17 protein-coding genes are annotated in these 17,325 nt (G+C 65.3%); 13 read left to right on the top strand and 4 right to left on the bottom strand.

Going from position 1 to position 17,325, the window contains the following annotated elements; translation table 11 throughout:
- Positions 1–3 precede the first annotated feature (3 nt).
- A complete protein-coding gene (locus IPP28_13645) occupies positions 4–429 on the top strand; it encodes a hypothetical protein (protein ID MBL0042055.1) in 426 nt (141 codons plus the stop codon).
- A 34-nt stretch (positions 430–463) separates the two neighbouring features.
- The gene (locus tag IPP28_13640) at positions 464–883 is read left to right on the top strand and encodes an RNA-binding protein (GenBank protein ID MBL0042054.1); all 420 of its coding nucleotides are present in this window, start codon (positions 464–466) and stop codon (positions 881–883) included.
- 4 nt (positions 884–887) lie between these two features.
- Here the strand turns inward: IPP28_13640 and IPP28_13635 are convergent, their stop codons facing one another.
- Both IPP28_13635 and IPP28_13630 read right to left on the bottom strand, forming a co-directional pair.
- Positions 888–1,430, bottom strand: a complete 543-nt coding sequence (locus IPP28_13635) for a sulfotransferase family 2 domain-containing protein (protein MBL0042053.1) — start codon at positions 1,428–1,430, stop codon at positions 888–890.
- Between the two features lie 16 nt (positions 1,431–1,446).
- On the bottom strand, positions 1,447–2,364 hold the full coding sequence (locus IPP28_13630) for a COX15/CtaA family protein (GenBank protein MBL0042052.1): 918 nt from the start codon (positions 2,362–2,364) through the stop codon (positions 1,447–1,449).
- A 202-nt stretch (positions 2,365–2,566) separates the two neighbouring features.
- On the opposite strand from IPP28_13630, the gene IPP28_13625 reads away from it, so the two are divergent.
- From IPP28_13625 to IPP28_13580, 10 genes are read left to right on the top strand one after another with little or no spacing between them, the layout of a single operon-like run.
- Positions 2,567–2,719 (top strand): hypothetical protein, encoded by a 153-nt coding sequence (locus IPP28_13625; protein ID MBL0042051.1) that lies wholly within the window; start codon positions 2,567–2,569, stop codon positions 2,717–2,719.
- Positions 2,720–2,774: 55 nt separating this feature from the next.
- Positions 2,775–3,314 (top strand): cytochrome C oxidase subunit II, encoded by a 540-nt coding sequence (locus IPP28_13620; GenBank protein MBL0042050.1) that lies wholly within the window; start codon positions 2,775–2,777, stop codon positions 3,312–3,314.
- Positions 3,315–3,325: 11 nt separating this feature from the next.
- Positions 3,326–5,026 (top strand): cbb3-type cytochrome c oxidase subunit I, encoded by a 1,701-nt coding sequence (locus tag IPP28_13615; protein MBL0042049.1) that lies wholly within the window; start codon positions 3,326–3,328, stop codon positions 5,024–5,026.
- A 40-nt stretch (positions 5,027–5,066) separates the two neighbouring features.
- The gene (cyoE, locus tag IPP28_13610) at positions 5,067–5,963 is read left to right on the top strand and encodes a protoheme IX farnesyltransferase (protein ID MBL0042048.1); all 897 of its coding nucleotides are present in this window, start codon (positions 5,067–5,069) and stop codon (positions 5,961–5,963) included.
- Between the two features lie 9 nt (positions 5,964–5,972).
- Positions 5,973–6,839, top strand: coding sequence for an SCO family protein (locus tag IPP28_13605; protein MBL0042047.1), 867 nt, complete (start codon positions 5,973–5,975; stop codon positions 6,837–6,839).
- Positions 6,791–8,359 carry a hydrogenase iron-sulfur subunit gene (locus tag IPP28_13600; GenBank protein ID MBL0042046.1) on the top strand — a complete coding sequence of 523 codons (1,569 nt, stop codon included), beginning with the start codon at positions 6,791–6,793 and terminating at the stop codon, positions 8,357–8,359. Before IPP28_13605 ends, IPP28_13600 begins: the two co-directional genes overlap by 49 nt.
- Complete coding sequence (locus IPP28_13595; protein ID MBL0042045.1) at positions 8,356–8,862, top strand: hypothetical protein; 507 nt, start codon at positions 8,356–8,358, stop codon at positions 8,860–8,862. The genes IPP28_13600 and IPP28_13595 overlap by 4 nt, the downstream gene beginning before the upstream one ends.
- Positions 8,859–10,277, top strand: coding sequence for a cbb3-type cytochrome c oxidase subunit I (locus IPP28_13590; protein MBL0042044.1), 1,419 nt, complete (start codon positions 8,859–8,861; stop codon positions 10,275–10,277). Before IPP28_13595 ends, IPP28_13590 begins: the two co-directional genes overlap by 4 nt.
- Positions 10,274–12,232, top strand: coding sequence for a cytochrome b N-terminal domain-containing protein (locus tag IPP28_13585; GenBank protein MBL0042043.1), 1,959 nt, complete (start codon positions 10,274–10,276; stop codon positions 12,230–12,232). Before IPP28_13590 ends, IPP28_13585 begins: the two co-directional genes overlap by 4 nt.
- Positions 12,229–12,681 carry a cytochrome c5 family protein gene (locus tag IPP28_13580; protein MBL0042042.1) on the top strand — a complete coding sequence of 151 codons (453 nt, stop codon included), beginning with the start codon at positions 12,229–12,231 and terminating at the stop codon, positions 12,679–12,681. Before IPP28_13585 ends, IPP28_13580 begins: the two co-directional genes overlap by 4 nt.
- Before the next feature lie 19 nt (positions 12,682–12,700).
- Here IPP28_13580 and IPP28_13575 read toward each other — a convergent pair whose 3' ends face one another.
- Positions 12,701–15,427, bottom strand: a complete 2,727-nt coding sequence (locus IPP28_13575; protein MBL0042041.1) for a serine/threonine protein kinase — start codon at positions 15,425–15,427, stop codon at positions 12,701–12,703.
- A 119-nt stretch (positions 15,428–15,546) separates the two neighbouring features.
- Between IPP28_13575 and IPP28_13570 the strand changes: the two genes are divergently transcribed.
- The gene (locus tag IPP28_13570; GenBank protein ID MBL0042040.1) at positions 15,547–15,834 is read left to right on the top strand and encodes a hypothetical protein; all 288 of its coding nucleotides are present in this window, start codon (positions 15,547–15,549) and stop codon (positions 15,832–15,834) included.
- Between the two features lie 332 nt (positions 15,835–16,166).
- On the opposite strand, the gene IPP28_13565 is transcribed toward IPP28_13570, so the two are convergent.
- Entirely contained in the window at positions 16,167–17,114 is a 948-nt protein-coding gene (locus tag IPP28_13565; protein ID MBL0042039.1) for an FRG domain-containing protein, read from the bottom strand.
- Between the last annotated feature and the right edge of the window lie 211 nt (positions 17,115–17,325).

The following is a 17,325-nucleotide window of genomic DNA, read 5'->3' as shown; positions in this document are numbered from 1 at the left end:
GCCGTGAACGAACGCCAGCGCGATCTGTTCCTGTGGCAGTGGTCGCGCCGGCGCATGCCCGGTGCGGCCGCGATCGCGCTGCGCGGTGCGTTGATCGGTGCTGTGGGCGGTGTCGTGTTCGCGCTGATGTTGGGCAGCGGATTCCGTGCCGACAACGGCAGTGTCGCCTCCGTCCTCGCGCTGTTTCAGCAAGGCGCCGCGGTGCTCGTGCTGGCGGTGCCCGCGTTCGCCTGGATCGGCTATCTCGGCGCCAGTCGCGTGTTCGCTGCGAACGAGGCGATGTACCAAGCCATGCTCAGCGCCGGCGCGCGGGTGCCCGCACAACCACCGCAACTGCAGGCGGGCGATCGCGGCCCGGCAATCGCTGTGGCGATCACCGTGGTGCTGATCGTCGCGTTCATCGTCGTCCTCTGGGTCAAGTACGGTTGAGTGCGCGCACGAATGCAAGAACCTGCCTCCGATCATGAAGAATTCGAACCCTGACATCGATTCGCTTGCTGGCACCCGCCTCGACGTGTGGCTCTGGGCGGCGCGCTTCTTCAAGACGCGCAGCCTCGCGAAACAGGCGATCGAAGGCGGCAAGATCGCCATCGGCGGTGCCACGGCCACCAAGGCCTCGAAGCTGGTGCATCTCGATGACGTACTGCTCGTGCAGCGCGGCGAGGAACGCTTCGAACTGTGCGTGCTTGGACTCAGCGAAGTACGCGGACCGGCGAGCGCGGCGCTGGCCTTGTATGCAGAGACCGAGGCAGGCAAGACGCGCCGTGTCGCGGAAGCCGTGCGACGCCGCGACGAACGGGCCGGTTATCAGGCGCCGGACACGCGGCCGAACAAGAAGGCGCGGCGCCTGATTCGGGCCCTCGGCGATATCGACGCGTTCTGAATCTCTAATAGCCGTAGCCGAAGCGTTCGATGTCCTCGGCGAAGCGCTGGGCCAGCAGCTCGCGCGTGCCGGGGTCGAAGTAGTCGCGATAGTGGTGACGTTGCCCGGTGTTGGCTTTTGGCAGGAGCCGCGGTGCCAGACCGACGCGGCGGCAGATTCGATCGAAGTCCGCCTGGATCTGCTCGAAGCGCAGCACCACATCGACGCATAGGCGGCCAGATCCATCAAACAGGATCGCGCTCTGCGGCCGCGTGACATGCCGATAGTCGTGGCCTTCGGTCGGCGGATGTTCAAGTACGTCGCGCAAGCTGCGTTCGCGTGTGCTCGCACAGTATTTCCAGCCTGACACGAAGCGATCCCACGGATTGCGCACGATCGAGAAGCGGAAGTAGTCGGCCGGCAGTTCCGCGAATCCCGGGCTGAGCACGCCATCGTTGGCGACATGCCAGTCGGCATCCTCCGGTGTCAGCCCGAAGGCGCGAATGATCGACGTGCCGGCGCATTTGCGCTGGTGCACGAAGATGCAACGGTGGCGATGGCTGATCATCGCCGGAATGATTGCTTCAAGCGCGCAGGCAGGCAACCGCCGCGAGCAGCATCAGCGCAGCGACGAGGTTGTGCAGCAGCGCCGCCGCGAAGGGCAGGGACGCGAAAACCAGAATCAGGCCCAGCGCAAGCTGCAGCAACAACAGGCTTGCGAGCATCCACGCGGAGGTGCGATGGCCGCGATGCAAGGACGAAATGCTGGTGGCCAGTGCAGCGAGGGCCACCAGCACGGCCAGTCCGCGATGCAGCATGTGCGCAAATGCACCTTGCGAATGAATCGGCAGGGTGGCGTCGAACTGCGGTACGCGGCTCGGGTCCAGCAAGGACCAGGACAGGTCGACGGCGTGACCGCAATCGGGAAAACCGGTGCAACTCAGTCCCGAATAACTGGCACTGACAAGCACGCCGGAAGCAATCTGAAAGACGAGCAGCAGGAGCAGCACGATGGCCGATCGCGACCAGCGGGCGGAGGTCGTGGCACCGCGCCAGAGTACGAAACCGAGGGCCAGCATCGAGAAACCGCCCAGCACGTTGCCGATCGCGATGATCGGCAGCCTGGCACCCGGTGTGAATCGCCCCAGCACTGCGAGACCGAGGGCGAGAAGGACCAATCCGATCGCGAGTGCGCCCTCGCGTCGCAGCCTCGGTCGTGACATCACGCTTGCCGCGACCATGGTCAGGGCGAGTACCAGCACGATCACCGCCGACAGGCGATGCAGCATGCGCGCCAGTGCGATCCCGAGTTCGGAGGCCGAGGGCAGTGCGGCGGTCGCGGTCCGCAGTTGCGCGCCATAGCAACCGGGCCAGTCGCTGCAGCCAAGCCCGGCATTGCTCAATCGCATGAAAGCGCTGAGGCTGATCACGCAGAGGATGAGTACGACGCAGGCGAGCGCCATCCGGCGCACGGTGACGAGGCGGTGTTCCGGTCGATCCATGTCGGCGCTCCCATCAGGGCAGAAAGCACGAAATCCTATCCGGCCTTGCCGATGTCGTCAGCACGATTTCGGCAAGGCCTTCGCGCCGCATCCGCACCGTGATTCCGTGGACGATTGATCTAGGTCATGCCTTTGCTGCAGTGCGTGTGACGATCGGGTGAAGCCTCGCTAAGCTCCGGCTACACGCGTGAGGAGTCAGGCAATGAGCGATAGCCACGATGAAGAACCCGTCCCGATGATGCAGAAGCTGCTGGACAACCCGTTCGTGCTGCTGTTCATCGGCGTGATGGTGCCAATGATCGTGTACACGGCCTGGGGCGTCTACGACATCCTGACCATCCCGTTGGCCAAGTGAGCCGAGCCGGCTCCTTCCGCATTTCACGTCACTGCATCCTTGGGGGTTTGCATCCATGACTGCCATCTCACCACCTTCCGAGCGACTCTGGTGGAAACACCCGCTGGACCGCGTCGAGGGACTCTGGATCTCCATCGCCTTCGTCTGGTGCATGGTGATGTTCTTCATGATGGTCTACTGGCACATGTACGGCAGCCAGAACCTGTCGACCGAGACCTACAAGACCACGCCCGAGATGTTCACGGCGAAGACCCAGGCGATGGTCGACCAGTACACGGTGCGCAGCGAACTGGACGGCGCCTATCCCGTCGTCGCGCCACCCCCGGGCAGCGACATCTACATGATCGCGCGACTGTGGAACTTCTGGCCGATCCTGCAACTGGAGAACGGCCAGACCTACCGCCTGCACCTGACGTCGATGGACTACAACCACGGCTTCTCGCTGCAGCCGGCGAACATCAACATCCAGATCGTTCCGGGCTATGAGCACGTGGTGACGGTGACGCCGAACCAGAGCGGCACCTACTCGGTGGTGTGCAACGAGTATTGCGGAATCGGCCATCACACGATGGTCGGTCGCATCTACGTCAAGTAAGGAGCCCGGACATGTCCATCGCAACCACCTACCGGACCTGCCCGCGTTCCGGCCTGCAGTTCGAATCGCAGGCCGAAAAGCTGATGCTGGCCAATGCCGTCGCCGCCGTCGTCTTCCTGCTGATCGGCGGCATCCTCGCGGTCGGCGTCGTGCTGACGCGCTGGCCGTCGATCCACTGGCTGGAGGCCGACACCTTCTACATGGTGCTCACCGCCCACGGCATCGACATGCTGATCTTCTGGATCATCTTCTTCGAGATCGCGGTCCTGTACTTCTGCTCATCGACCTTGCTGCGTTGTCGCATCGCGACGCCCAAGATCGCGTGGGCAGCGTTCGCGCTGATGGTGATCGGTGCGGTGATGAACAACATCGCCGTCTACCAGGGCAGTTCGAGCGTGATGATGACGTCGTACGTGCCGATGATGGCGGCGCCGTCGTTCTATCTCGGATTGATCCTGTTCGCGGTCGGCGCATTGATCGCCTGCTTCGTGTTCCTGGGGACGCTGGTCGTGGCGAAGGCCGAAAAGACCTATCAGGGCTCGGTGCCGCTGGTGACCTTCGGTGCGATCACGGCGACGATCATCGCGGTGTTCACGATCGTCTCCGGCGCCATCATCCTGGTGCCGACGTTCCTGCTCTCGATCGGCGTGATCGATGCAGTCGATCCGCTGGTCTACCGCACCATCTGGTGGGCCTTCGGCCATTCCTCGCAGCAGATCAACGTCTCCGCACACATCTCGATCTGGTACGCGGTCGCGGCGATCGTGTTCGGCGCACGCCCGATGTCCGAGCGTGTCAGCCGCGGCGCCTTCCTGCTCTACATCCTGTTCCTGCAGCTCGCGAGCGCGCACCACCTGCTCGCCGACCCCGGCATGAGCACCGAGTGGAAGGTCGTCAACACCAGCTACTTCATGTATTTCGCGGTGCTGGCCTCGATGATTCACGGCCTGACGGTGCCGGGCGCGATGGAAGTGGCGCAACGGCAGAAAGGCTACAACAAGGGCCTGTTCGAATGGCTGCGCAAGGCGCCTTGGGGCAATCCGTCGTTCTCCGGCGTGTTCATCTCGATCGTCGGATTCGGCTTCCTCGGCGGCATTTCCGGCGTGATGATGGGCACCGAACAGCTCAACATGATCATCCACAACACGATTTACGTGCCGGGGCATTTCCATGCCACGGTCGTGATCGGCACCACGCTCAGCTTCATGGCGCTGACCTACTTCCTGATCCCGGTGTTGTTCAAGCGCGAGATGATCGCCCCGAAGCTGGCGCAGTGGCAGCCCTACCTGTTCGGTCTGTCGATGTACGGTTTCTGCCTGGTGATGATGGGGGCCGGCACGCTCGGCGTTTCGCGTCGCCACTGGGACATGGCCTTCCAGGGATCGGCGCTGGCCTACGAATGGCCGGGTGCGGCGTACATGATGATGGGCCTGGTCGGCGTGTTCGGCATCGCCGCGATCCTCGGTGGCGCGATCTACATCTATGTCACGGTGGGCTCGTTGCTGTGGGGCAAGAAGCTGGACATCGGCACGGTGTCGGATCGCACCACGCCGGTACCGCCGACTGCGCCCGCCGCTGCGGTGCAGACCTACGGCTCCAGCGGCATGGTCGCGCCCGGCAGCTTCGTGCTGGCCCTGATCTTCCTCGCTGCCTTCGTCCTCTATTACTTCATCAACTGGAAGTACCTGTCGCAGTTGTGGGGTCTGAGCTGAGCGAGACCGCGATGGTCGCGGCGAGCAACGGAGGTCGACGATGAACACGGTGCCGATGGTTCACGCACGCTCGCTGCCGACCGTGTTGCGCGACATCCTTGGTCTGATGAAGTTGCGGATCGGCGTGATGATCATGCTCACCGCATTGGTCGGCATGATCGCTGCACCGGGGCCGTTGCCGGGATTCACGGTCACGGCGATGCTGGCGCTGTCGGTGCTGGTCGCCTCGGCCAGTGCCGGCATGTTCAACCAGTACTTCGAAGCCGACGAGGACCAGCGCATGGTGCGTACGCGGCGACGCGCCTTCGTGACCGGTGCCTTGCCGCGCTCGCCCTGGTGGCTGCTGCTGATGGCAGCCATGCTGCTGCTGGCCTTCGTTGCCGCCTGGTATGCCGCGAATCTGCTTGCGGCGACCTATGTCCTGCTCGGCGCCGTGTTCTACGGCGGTGTCTATACCGTCTGGCTGAAGCGGCGCACGCCGATGAACATCGTGATCGGCGGACTGGCCGGCAGCTTCGCGGTGCTGGCCGGCGGTGCCGCGGTGGCGCCGGCCTCCGCGCCGATCCCGCTGCTGCTGGCGCTGGCGCTGTTCCTGTGGACACCGCCGCATTTCTGGAGCTTGGCGATCGCGAATCGCGAGGAGTATGCGAATGCCGGCATTCCGATGCTGCCGGTCGTCGTCGGTGCCGAGCGCGCCGCACGCGCCGTACTGGTCGGCACCGTGCTGCTGGCCATCGCATCGCTGCTGCCTGCGGCATTCGGCCTGGGTCCGGTGTATGTCATCGGCGCGCTGACCGGCAGCGTGTATTTCATCCATCGCGCCGTGCAGCTGGTGCGACGTCCGGAACGCGCGCAGGCGATGCGCAGCTTTTTCGCGTCGATCGTGCAGCTGTCGCTGTTGCTGATCGCGGCCTGCCTTGACCGGGCCATCGCCTGAGTTCCGATCATGGACGATTCCCCGGCCCGCATTGCCCGCGTCCATCGACGCCCTGGACACCTTGCGAACTGGATGCTTGCGGTCCTGCTGGCGGTCGTCGCGGCGGATGTGCTCGGGGCGCCCGGCACCACGCTCGACATCGACGAGGCCATCGCCTTCAGTCGTGCCCGGGTCGGCAGCACGCCCGGCGACTTCGTACTGCGTGATCGCGAGGGCAGGGAGGTCGCACTGTCCAGTTTTCGCGGCAAGCCGCTGATCGTCAATTTCGTGTTCACCGGCTGCTTCCAGGTGTGTCCGACCAGTACCCGCGACTTGCAGGGCGCCGTGCGCGCGATGCGCGACCGCTTCGGACCGAATCAGTTCAACGTCCTCAGCATCGGCTTCAACCAGCCCACCGACTCGCCGTTGGCGATGAAGATGTTTGCCGCGCAACTGCGCATCCGCGAACCGAACTGGGAGTTCCTGAGTCCGCGTCCGGAAGACGTGCCGGCCCTCACCGAGGCCTACGGTTTCCGCTTCCGTCCGAGTCCCGCCGGGTTCGATCACACCGTGCAGGTGTCGCTGCTGGACGCGCAGGGCGTGATCCGCAGCCAGGTCTATGGCGATTTCAGCGCCGAGATCCTCGGCGAGCCGATCCGCCGACTGCTGCGTGGCATGTTGCTCGGCGAAACGCATACCGCAGCCGACTTCATCGAACGCGTGCGCATCTTCTGTTCGGTCTATGACCCGACCACGGGCAAGTACAAGGCCGACTACACCCTGACCCTGCAGGTCGCCGGTGGCGTGACGTTCTTCGTCGCGATGCTCTGGTTCGGGATCAGCGAATGGTGGACGCAGCGCCGCGCCCGGCGCCGCGCCCGGGCGACGCCGGCATGACCGCGCTGCCGAAATCCACACCGGCGGCGACGTCCTGGCGTGCCCTGGAAGATCGACTCGACCTGGTATCGCCGCGGCTGAATCCCTTGCGCCATCTCGGCGCGATCGCCTTCCTGCTGTTCTGGATCCTGGTTGTCACCGGCATCTACCTGTATGTGGTGATCGATACGTCGGTCGGTGGCGCGTACGCATCGATCGACCGGTTGTCGCGCGGACCATGGGGGTTCGGCGGCTTGCTGCGCAGCGTCCATCGCTACGCCGCCGACCTGTTCGCGTTGATCACGCTCGCGCATCTGGTGCGCGAATGGGTGCTGGGGCGATTCCGCGGGTTCGCGGCGTCGAGCTGGCTGACCGGCGTGGCCTTGCTGCCCTTGCTGGCGGTCAGTGCCATCGGCGGCTTCTGGTTGAACTGGGACCAGCTCGGTCAGTACTCGGCGACGGCGAGTGCCGAATGGCTGGACTGGTGGCCGCTGTTCGGCGCGCCGCTCACGCGCAACTTCCTGGTCGCGACGGCGATCAGCGATCGCCTGTTCTCATTGTTCGTGTTCGTGCATATCGGCGTGCCGTTGCTGATGCTGTTCGGGTTCTGGTTCCATCTGCGGCGGCTGGCCCATGTCGCAGTCTGGCCGCCGCGTGCGCTCGCGACGTCGTTGCTGCTGGCGCTGCTGACGATGGCTGCGATCGTGCCGGTGCACAGTCAGGCGCCGGCGGATGTGGCGCAGGTGCCTGCAGTGCTGTCGATCGACTGGATCCTGCTGTTCGTGCATCCGCTGGTCGCCGCAACTTCGGCGACTGCGGTCTGGCTCGCGGTGCTCGCCGTGTTGGCCGTGCTGCTGTCACTGCCGCTGTTGCGCGCGCACGCGCGTCCCGCCGTGGCCGAGGTGCATGCGCGCCACTGCAGCGGCTGCCGACGCTGTGTCGCCGATTGTCCGTTCGATGCGATCACGATGGTGTCGCACCCGCAGCGACCCGGCTACGCCCTGGCCCAGGTCGACGCCGATGCCTGCGCGTCCTGCGGCATCTGCGTTGGTTCGTGTCCCTCGTCGACGCCCTTTCGGTCGATGGCGACCCTGGTCACCGGCATCGACATGCCGCAGCAGCCGATCGATGGCCTTCGCACCGCATTGCGCACACGCCTGGCGACGATGGATGCGGCGCAACGCTACGTCGTGTTCGGCTGCGACCACGGCACGCCGGTCAACGCCGTCGAAGCGCACGATGTCGCGACTTTCAGCCTGACCTGCATCGGCCAATTGCCGCCCTCCTTCATCGAGTATGCGCTGCGCGACGGTGCCAGCGGCGTGCTCATCGGCACCTGTCCCGAGTCCGGATGTGCGTTCCGTCTCGGACAACGCTGGACCGTCGAGCGCCTGGCCGGTGCGCGTGCGCCGATCCTGCGCAGTTCGGTGGATGCGGCCCGCTGGGACGTGGTTGAATGCCGGCGCACGGACGCGTCGATCCTGCCTGCGGCATTGGCGAGCTTGCGTCGACGTGTGGTCGAAGCCGGGAGTTGCGCATGAAGGTTCATCCGTTCCGCTGGATCGCGCAGGCCCTGCTGTATGCCGCGTTTGCCGCAACGATTGCGCTGTTCTCGCACTGGCCGCCGTATCGGTCGCTGGGGGATGGCCAGGCACTGCTGAAGATCAGCTTCCTGCACCATGGGCAGCGCCTCTCGGCCTGCGTCGAACAGACGCCGGAAGAGCTGGCCAAGCTGCCGCCGAACATGCGCGCGCCGACGCGCTGCCCGCGCGAACGGGCACCCGTCACGATCGAGGTCGACCTGGACGGACAGGCACTCTATCGAGCGACCGCCGCACCTTCGGGACTGTCGCGCGACGGCGCCGCCAGCGTCTATCGCAGCATTCCGGTCGCCGCCGGTGCGCATCGCCTGCAAGTACGCCTGCGCGACAGTGCGCGCACCGCCGGCTTCGACTATGCGCGCGACGAGGTCGTGCAGTTCGAGCCGTTGCAGGTACGCGTCATCGACTTCTCGTCCGAACACGGTGAGATCACCCTGCAATGAACGCGTCCACCTCCGACCTTGCGGGTCAGCGCGGATTATCCGGCGCTGGCACGATCTATCTGCCGGCCCCGATCGCGACCGCACAGCGCAGTCTTGCGCGCGCCTGGCTGTGGCTCGGCATGGCCGCGTTGATCGGCTCCGGCCTGTTCGCGATCCTGCTGGTGGTGTCGCGAACGCCGGGCCTGCAGAAGCTGTTCCCGGTCGCCGACTTCTTCCGGCTGGCGCTGGTCGTGCATGTCGATCTGTCGGTATTGGTCTGGTTTGTCGCCATGGCCGGCATGCTCTGGAGCCTGAATGCGCGCAGCATGGCGTTGCCGCTGGCGCGGTCGGCCATCGCGCTGTGCGCACTCGGCACGATCGGCATGCTGGTCGCGCCGTTCGCGGGCAGTACTGAGGCGTTGATGGCGAATTACATCCCGGTGCTGGACGGACGCGTGTTCATCGCGGCGCTGGTGCTGTTCGGCCTCGGCAGCACGTTGCTGGTCGTGCATGCGCTGATCGCGGCGCCGCGGCCGGGACAGGCACCCGCCGCGATCGGTGCACTGCAATTCGGCAGCAATGCCAGCGCCGTGGCGATGGCGGTGGCGCTGATCGCATTCGCGTGGTCCTGGGCGGTGATGCCGCCGTCGCTGGAGGGCAAGGCCTACTACGAGGTCCTGTTCTGGGGTGGCGGGCATGCGCTGCAGTTCACCTGGACGATCCTGATGCTGCTCGCCTGGCTGTGGCTGGCCGGTGCCTGCGGTGGTCGGGTCCTGCTCAGTCCGCGCCTGGTGGTGCTGATGTTCGTGCTGGCTCTGGCCAGCGTGTTCGTGACGCCCTATGCCTATCTCGCGCATGACATCGCCTCGGTCGAACATCGCAACCTGCACACCTGGGCGATGCGGATCGGCGGCGGCCTCGCGATCGCGCCGGTGATGCTGGCCGTGATCCAGGCGATGTTGCAGCATCGGTCGCTGTCGGATGCGCAACGGCCCTTGCGTGCGGCATTGTGGTCGTCGATGGCGATCTTCGCGCTCGGCGGCGTCATCGGCGTCGTCATCGCCGGCAACAACGTGCGCATTCCGGCGCATTACCACGGCAGCATCGTCGGCGTGACCCTGGCGCTGATGGGTCTCGTCTACTTCCTGCTGCCGCGCCTCGGTTATGTGGCGCCCGAGTCTCGCCTCGCGCGCCTGCAGCCGACGATCTACGCGGTCGGACAATCCCTGCACATCCTCGGACTGGTCTGGTCCGGGGGCTATGGGGTCCAGCGCAAGGTCGCGGGTGCCGAGCAGGTGTTGCGCACGCCGTCCGAGATCGCCGGCATGGGTGTGATGGGACTTGGCGGGTTGATCGCGATCGGTGGCGGCTTGCTGTTCGTGGTCGTCGTGCTGCGTGCCATGCGGGCGCGCCCGATGCCGGAGTCCGGCGCATGATCGGCGGATTGCAGCGACTGTTGCGACAGGCCTTCATGGCGGTCGAAGGCGTGTTCAATCGTGCCTTCGGCGACCGCTACAACCCGCTGTACCACCTGGGCGCGACCGCGTTCTTCCTGTTCTGGGTGGTCGCGGTCAGTGGCACCTACCTGTACGCGTTCTTCGATACCGCGGTTGCGGCGGCGTACCCGTCGGTCGAGGCGATCACGCACCGCCAATGGTTCGCCGGGGGCATCCTGCGCAGCGTGCACCGCTATGCGTCCGATGCGATGGTCGCGATCATGCTGCTGCACATGCTGCGCTGGTTCGCATTCGACCGCCTGCGCGGCTTCCGCTGGTTCTCGTGGGTGTCCGGCGTCGGCTTGATCTGGCTCGTCTACATCGTCGGCATCAATGGCTACATGCTGCCCTGGGATCGCTACGCGCAGTACGTGACCGTGCGGGCCTTCGAATGGATGAGTGCGCTGCCGCTGTTCGGTGCGACGACGATGCGCAACTTCATTTACCCGGCGAGCATGACCGATCGCTTCTTCTCGCTGCTGGCCTTCATTCACATCGGCGTGTCGCTGATCTTCCTGCTGATGATGTGGGTACACGTGCAGCGCGTGCCGAAAGCCGAGACGCAGCCACCGCGATCGATCGCGCTGAGCCTGTTGGCGACCTTGCTGGCGCTGGCCGTGTGGATGCCGGTGTTGACGCAGGGCGGCATGGCCGACCTGACGCGCGCGGTCGCGGTCGTCCGTCTCGACTGGTTCTTCCTGCCGGTGTTGCCGCTGATCGAATCCAGCTCGGCGCCGACGGCGTGGTGGGTGGTCGGCGGCGGTACCGTCCTGCTGTTGGCGCTGCCGTGGTTGCAACGCCGGCGCAATCGCTCGACGCAGCAGGAATTCCAGCTGGCCTTCCATCCCGGGGCCGTGCACGTATCGGCGCGCCCGGGCGAAACCCTGCTCGACGCCGGACTGCGCGCCGGTTTGGCCTTGCCCTACGACTGCCGCAATGGCGGCTGCGGGGTCTGCCAGTGCAGCGTGTTGAACGGGCGCATCGATCACGGCGCCTATCAGCCCGGTGTCCTGACCGAGGCGATGCGTGCGGCCGGCAAGGCGCTGATGTGCGTCGCGACGCCCTTGGAAGATGTCGAGCTGGACGTCGACGTGGCTTCGTTGCGCCCCGGCGCCGCGACCGCGTCGCAAGTGCATGTCGCGCGTGTCGAACGCATGCAGCGCCTCGCCGACGACGTGATGCGCGTGGACCTGGCGCTGCCCGCCGGCGAGCGCATCGATTTTGCCGCAGGCCAATACATCAACATCCTGCTGGACGACGGCCAGAAGCGCGCGTTCTCGTTCGCGAATCCGCCGCACGACAATGCCCTGATCGAACTTCATGTGCGCCGTGTGCCGGGCGGGCGCTTCACGACCGCGGTGTTCGATGCGATGCAGGTCGGCGACACGATCCGCTTCGAAGGACCGGTCGGACGCTTCACCCTGCATGCCGGCCAGCGCCCGATCCTGTTCATCGCCGGCGCAACCGGCTTCGCGCCGATCAAAAGCCTGATCGAAGACGCCTTTCATCGTGGGGTGCCGCGGCCGATGTGGCTGTATTGGGGCGTGCGTCGGAAGGCCGATTTGTATCTGCTGGCGCTGGCCGAGACCTGGGCGCGCGAGCACGCGAACTTCCGCTTCGTGCCGGTGTTGTCCGAGCCCGAGGCGAATGATGCCTGGGGTGGGCGCACCGGTTTCGTGCACGAAGCACTGCTCGCCGACTTCCCGGATCTGCGCGACCACGAGGTCTATGTCTGCGGCTCGGTGCGCATGGTCGAGAATGCGGTTCCGGCGATGCTGGCGCAGGGCCTCGACGAGAACGCCTGTTTTTCCGATGCCTTCCTGCCGGCCTTCCGCACCGATGCCGTGGCGGAGCATTCCAACATCACACCCAACGAAGAGGGGAAACACCCGTGAAGCAGACCATCGTCCCGATCCTGATTGCGTTGTCCCTGGTCGCCTGCAAACCGCAGGATCCGGCGCCGCTGCCGCCCGAGGTCAATGCACCGGCGCCAGCACCTGCAGCGCCGGTCGCCGAGTCGGCGCCCACCGAAACGGCGTCACCAACCGACACTTCGGCACCGACCGATGCTGCAGCCGTCGCCGCAGTGGCCGTCGATGGCGACGCGGTGTTCAAGAAGGCCTGCGTGGCCTGCCACGGCGCCGGCATCGCCGGCGCCCCCAAGCTGGGTGACGCCGCGGACTGGGGGCCACGCATCGCACAGGGCGATGCGCTGTTGCTCGAACATGCGCTCAAGGGCTTTACCGGCAAGAAGGGCATGATGCCGGCCAAGGGCGGATTCGTGACCCTGAGCGACACCGAAGTGAAGGCCGCGATCGACTACATGGTCGCGAACTCGAAGTAAGGCCGCAGCGCAGCCACGTTCAGCGCATGAGCGTGGCCAGCGATTCCGCATAGCGACGTTCGGGGAATCGCCCGTCGCGATGCCTGCGCAGCAACTGCAGGGCCTCGGCCAGCGTGGTCGCGGCGGTCGCCGCCGCGCCACCCCGATGCTGGCAGGCCGCGAGCACGGCGAGTGCATAGCCGCGTGTTGCATCGGGCTTGCTCGCGGCCGTCACGGCCGCCGCCGCGGCCTGGCAATCCACCGTGGCGTCGGAACGCAGCAGCGCCAGCCGGGTCTGTTCGAGCTGCACGCGTGCCAGTGAGGTCGTGCCGTTCTCGCCCAGTCGCTCGTAGACGCGGCGGGCGAGATCGAGTTGTGCGTCGGCTTCATCGAAACGTTGCAGCGCGAGCAGGGTGCGACCGAGCCCGATCGCGGTGATGCCGACCGCCGCATCGAGTTCGCCGAATTTCGCGATCGCGGTGGCCTGCGCGGAGCGCCACAACGGCTCCGACTCGGCCGCGCGATCGCTGTCGAGCAGTACCCGCGCGAGGCCGGCTTCGCTGGCCGCGATGCTGGGGTGCGGACCGTTGTAGCGTGCGCGTTCGGCGGCGAGCACGGCGCGGTAGATCGCCTCGGCCTCGTCCCAGCGACCGAGTTCGGTCAGCACGCGCGCCAGGTTGTGGCGGGTCACGTCGACCGAACCGTGCTGTTCGCCATAGATCGCGATCTTGATCGCGAGCGCATCGCGCAGCAGCGGTTCGGCCTCGGCTGGGCGACCCTGGCGCGAATAATTGGTGCCGAGTTGTGCGGCCAGCGCGGCACGGCCGGGATGGATCGGCGGCGAGTCACGGCGCACCTGGGCCAACGCCGCCTGCAGGACCTGTTCGGCCTCGGCGGCACGGCCGGTGGCATGCAGCAGCGACGAGAACGGGATCGCGACTTCGGGATCGGGGTGGCCGGCGAGGCGTTCGAGCGTGGCCATGCCGGATCGGAACAAGGGTTCGGAGACGGCATAGTCGGAACGAGTCAGCGCCTGTACGGCCAGCCGGATGTCGGTGCGTGCGCGGACTTCGTCGCCGCGGTCGTCCCTTGGCAGCGCGAGCGCCCGGGCCTCGCGTGCGAGTGCCTCCGATGCGGCGATGTCGCCCAGTCGCGTCAAGGCCGAGCCGAGCCCGAGCAGCGCATGCCCAATCGCGACCGGATCGCCACTGCGGCGCGCGTCGGCAAGGCCGCGCTCGAACAGCGATTTCGCGGTCTCGGTCTGGCCCAGGCCGAGGTTTGCGGACCCGAGCGTGTCCAGCAGCGCCGCGCGCACTTCCGGTTCATCCTTCAACTGGAATTCGAGGTCGGCCGCGCCCTTGGCGAGCAGTTCGACCGCGGTGACGCTGCGACCCAGGTTCTCGCTGGGGTCGGCGATCTCGAACACCGTCTTCATGAAGTCGAGCGCGCGCGTCGACTTGATCGCCTCGCGGCGTGCGGCATCGCGTTCGATGCGCGCCTGTTCGGCCTGCCACAGCGCGGCCGCCAAACCGATCAGCAGCGATAGCAGCGCGATCGCCGCCAGGCTGGCCGACAGCGCGTGCCGCTGCAGGAAGCGCGTCGCGCGATAGCGCCAACGGCCGCGACGGGCGTCGACCGGTTGTTTGGCGAGATAGCGCCGCAGATCGGCCGCCAGGGCCTCGACCGAGGCATAACGGTCTTCCGGGCGCTTGCGCAGCGCCTTCAGCACGATCGCGTCGAGGTCGCCGCGCAGACGCCGCTGCAAGGCAGCGAGGTCAAGCTGGCCGATCCGGGCGACCGCATCGGAATGCGCCTGGGTGACGATGCGCGAAGGCGCTTCCGGTTCCTGGGTCAGGATCGCCTGCTCGTAGGCCGCCGGCGTCGACGCGGCCTGGCCATAGGGGCGTTGGCCGGTCAGCAGTTCGTACAGCAGCAGGCCGAGTGCATAGACATCGACGCCGGTGGTCACGGCGTCACCGCGCACCTGCTCGGGTGCCGCATAGTCGGGTGTGAACATGCGGATCGCCGAAATCTCGCGGCTGCCTTCGCCCTCGAGCAGCTTGGCGATGCCGAAGTCGAGCAGTTTCACCTGGCCATCGCGGTCGACCAGGATGTTCGACGGCTTCAGGTCGCGATGCACCACGAGCCGGCTGTGCGCATGCGCGACGGCGTCGCAGACGGTCAGCAGCAGGCGCAGGCGCGCTTCGAGATCGAGATGATGCTCGGCGCACCAGCGCTGCAGCGGTTCGCCGTCGACGTATTCGAGCACCAGGAAGGGCGCGTCGTCAGCCAGGCCGCCGTCGATCAGGCGGGCGATGTTCGGATGATTCAGCGCCGCGAGGATCTGGCGTTCGGCGCGGAAACGGCGCAGCAAGTCGTCGTCGTGCCAGCCGGAGCGGACCAGTTTCACGGCCGCCTGTTGCAGGTAGGCACCGTCGTCGCGTTCGGCCAGCCAGACCGCGCCCATGCCGCCCTGACCGATCTCGCGCACCAGCTTCCAGGCACCGACGCGGCGGCCCTGCCAGGCGCGGCGCCGCGCCAGGTCTTCATCGTCGTGCAGCGACTTCAGCAACTCGGGCGCCGCAGCGCCGAGCGAGGTCTGCTCGCCCGCGGCCCCGGTGTCGGCATCGAGCAGGCTGTCGACCTCGCGGCGAAGTTCCGCATCGTCGCCACAGGCACCGTCGAGGAAGGTCGCGCGCGCGCCGGCTTCCAGTTCGACGGCCTGTTCGAAGATGCTGCGGATCTGTTGCCAGCGTTCTGACTGCATGCGCTACGGGCCGATCGGGGATACTGGTCGAATATACGTGCGCCGAGGGTGCTGCGGATCACTCGCGGTCACGCCGCGCTGTCGTTCCGACCGAGGAAGCTGCCCTGAATACCCATCCCTTGTCCCGATTGTTCGCTTTCGCCCGCCCGTACCGCCGCAATGCGGTGCTGGCTGCGGTCTACTCGGTGCTGAACAAGTTCTTCGACGTGCTGCCCGAATTGCTGATCGGCGTGGCGGTCGATGTCGTCGTCAACCAGAAGCAGAGCTTCCTGGCCGGGCTTGGCATCGCCGAGCCGATGGACCAGTTGCTATGGCTGACCGCGCTCACCATCGCGATCTGGGTGTTCGAATCGGTCTTCGAATACCTGTACGCGCTGAACCCGTTACAGATGATTATGGTGACATAGTCGAAACCCTTGCTGCGCTTGTCTTTCGGAAGTTTCCGCATCGTCACCAGATTGAGAGCGATTTCAGTGACAAATAGGCGGGTTTTGTCACCAGAAAAGAAGGTGTGCGTATTGCCAACCGCTTGCCCGGGCCGTGCCAACCTGAATGACCAGCTTCGCCAGCCAGTCTGACCATGGCCGGCAACCAAACCGCCCACCGCCAGCAAGGCGCTGACCGGCGACTCCCGACCCGAAGCGGACATTCAAAGTAGCGCTAAGCGGCGGCGCCCCGGTATTCAATCAGGAAAAGAGGTAGCCCATCCCCGTGATCCGTTTGATCGCGTAGTTGGGGTTCACCAACTCTTGAGTGTAGGTGTGCCAAAGGTCGCGAACCCCGTGTAGTCCGGGTAGATCGTCGCGTGGGTGTAGCCAAACAACTTCTCAAGGCGCTCACGAATAGGCTGCTTTGCACTCGCAGCGATACGAAATGTATACAGCGCGCCAGTCGTCGCCTTCCCTCTCGTCGCGTCGAACTTGTGCGGACGGAGGGGAATCGAGCACGCGGAGCGACCTTCCTCGATCTTCCAATGACCGTTCTTGTTATTCGAGCTCTTCGGGAACTGGAACTTGTTTCCATCTGGCTTTGTCGTTGCTGGAACGCCACCAAACAGAAATGCACCGTTCTGTGCCGAAATACGTTCATCAAGACGAGATGGGCGCCAAGCGTACACTGACGTCGTCCACTCCTCTTTTGTGATCTTCGACGCCTTTCCGTCCGGCCAGGGTCTAGATACGGAGTCCTCCCATGAGCGGTAGTCGTCGTGCTCATTCGTCAGCCTGCCAGTGATGTCGACCGCGAACAGACGCGCATCTTTGTCGTGATGGACCTCGATGCCGTTCTGCCACTTTTTCTCGACGGCAAACCATACGCCTACCCACGCATTCAGCGTTATGTCGATCAGGCGCGTTGGTGCTCCATAGTGTTGAAGAATTGCGAGCTGGTTGAGAACCGACAGTCTGCCCACTGTCGGATGAGTGTGCAGGCCCCAACGATGCAGATCGATCAGAATATTTAGCTCGCGCTCCGCCAAAGCCGCCTCGTCGGGCGTTGCTACTGATGTGAGGCTAAGGCGGCGATAGAGGGAGCTGTGTAGGGACCATGAAGCATCTACTTGGCCTCTCCATGCGAACTGAATGTCATGCTCGACAGCACGATCCATGATTTGGTCGATAATTTTCACCAGATCGTTGAACGATTTGACCGTGAATTCAAACGGCTGCCAGAAGTCGGATGGCGTCATGCTTCGTTGCTCGATTGTGCGAAGGTGCCTGAGTGTGAAGCCCAACTATTGAATCGCCGGCCCCCGGGTCCGATCATGCATACGAACAGAGTCAATACTCAGACTTCGTAATTCTACTTTTTCCTTAGCTCATCCTTCAGCAATTCGTACGCGGCTGCATCGGTATCGCTTAGTTCGCCAACGGAAGGAATTCGTGAACCGCCCCGGTTTT

The organism is Lysobacterales bacterium, assembly GCA_016721845.1.
GTDB lineage: Bacteria > Pseudomonadota > Gammaproteobacteria > Xanthomonadales > Ahniellaceae > JADKHK01.
The sequence above is the reverse complement of the archived record's forward strand: the minus strand, read 5'-3'. Positions and strand labels throughout refer to the sequence as shown.

Bases quoted from the DNA above. Each gene is read 5' to 3' on its own strand.
- IPP28_13640 (MBL0042054.1), top strand. From the start codon at position 464: ATGAAGAATTCGAACCCTGACATCGATTCGCTTGCTGGCACCCGCCTC.
- IPP28_13635 (MBL0042053.1), bottom strand. From the start codon at position 1,430: ATGATCAGCCATCGCCACCGTTGCATCTTCGTGCACCAGCGCAAATGC.
- IPP28_13630 (MBL0042052.1), bottom strand. From the start codon at position 2,364: ATGGATCGACCGGAACACCGCCTCGTCACCGTGCGCCGGATGGCGCTC.
- IPP28_13625 (MBL0042051.1), top strand. From the start codon at position 2,567: ATGAGCGATAGCCACGATGAAGAACCCGTCCCGATGATGCAGAAGCTG.
- IPP28_13620 (MBL0042050.1), top strand. From the start codon at position 2,775: ATGACTGCCATCTCACCACCTTCCGAGCGACTCTGGTGGAAACACCCG.
- IPP28_13615 (MBL0042049.1), top strand. From the start codon at position 3,326: ATGTCCATCGCAACCACCTACCGGACCTGCCCGCGTTCCGGCCTGCAG.
- cyoE (MBL0042048.1), top strand. From the start codon at position 5,067: ATGAACACGGTGCCGATGGTTCACGCACGCTCGCTGCCGACCGTGTTG.
- IPP28_13605 (MBL0042047.1), top strand. From the start codon at position 5,973: ATGGACGATTCCCCGGCCCGCATTGCCCGCGTCCATCGACGCCCTGGA.
- IPP28_13595 (MBL0042045.1), top strand. From the start codon at position 8,356: ATGAAGGTTCATCCGTTCCGCTGGATCGCGCAGGCCCTGCTGTATGCC.
- IPP28_13590 (MBL0042044.1), top strand. From the start codon at position 8,859: ATGAACGCGTCCACCTCCGACCTTGCGGGTCAGCGCGGATTATCCGGC.
- IPP28_13585 (MBL0042043.1), top strand. From the start codon at position 10,274: ATGATCGGCGGATTGCAGCGACTGTTGCGACAGGCCTTCATGGCGGTC.
- IPP28_13575 (MBL0042041.1), bottom strand. From the start codon at position 15,427: ATGCAGTCAGAACGCTGGCAACAGATCCGCAGCATCTTCGAACAGGCC.
- IPP28_13565 (MBL0042039.1), bottom strand. From the start codon at position 17,114: ATGACGCCATCCGACTTCTGGCAGCCGTTTGAATTCACGGTCAAATCG.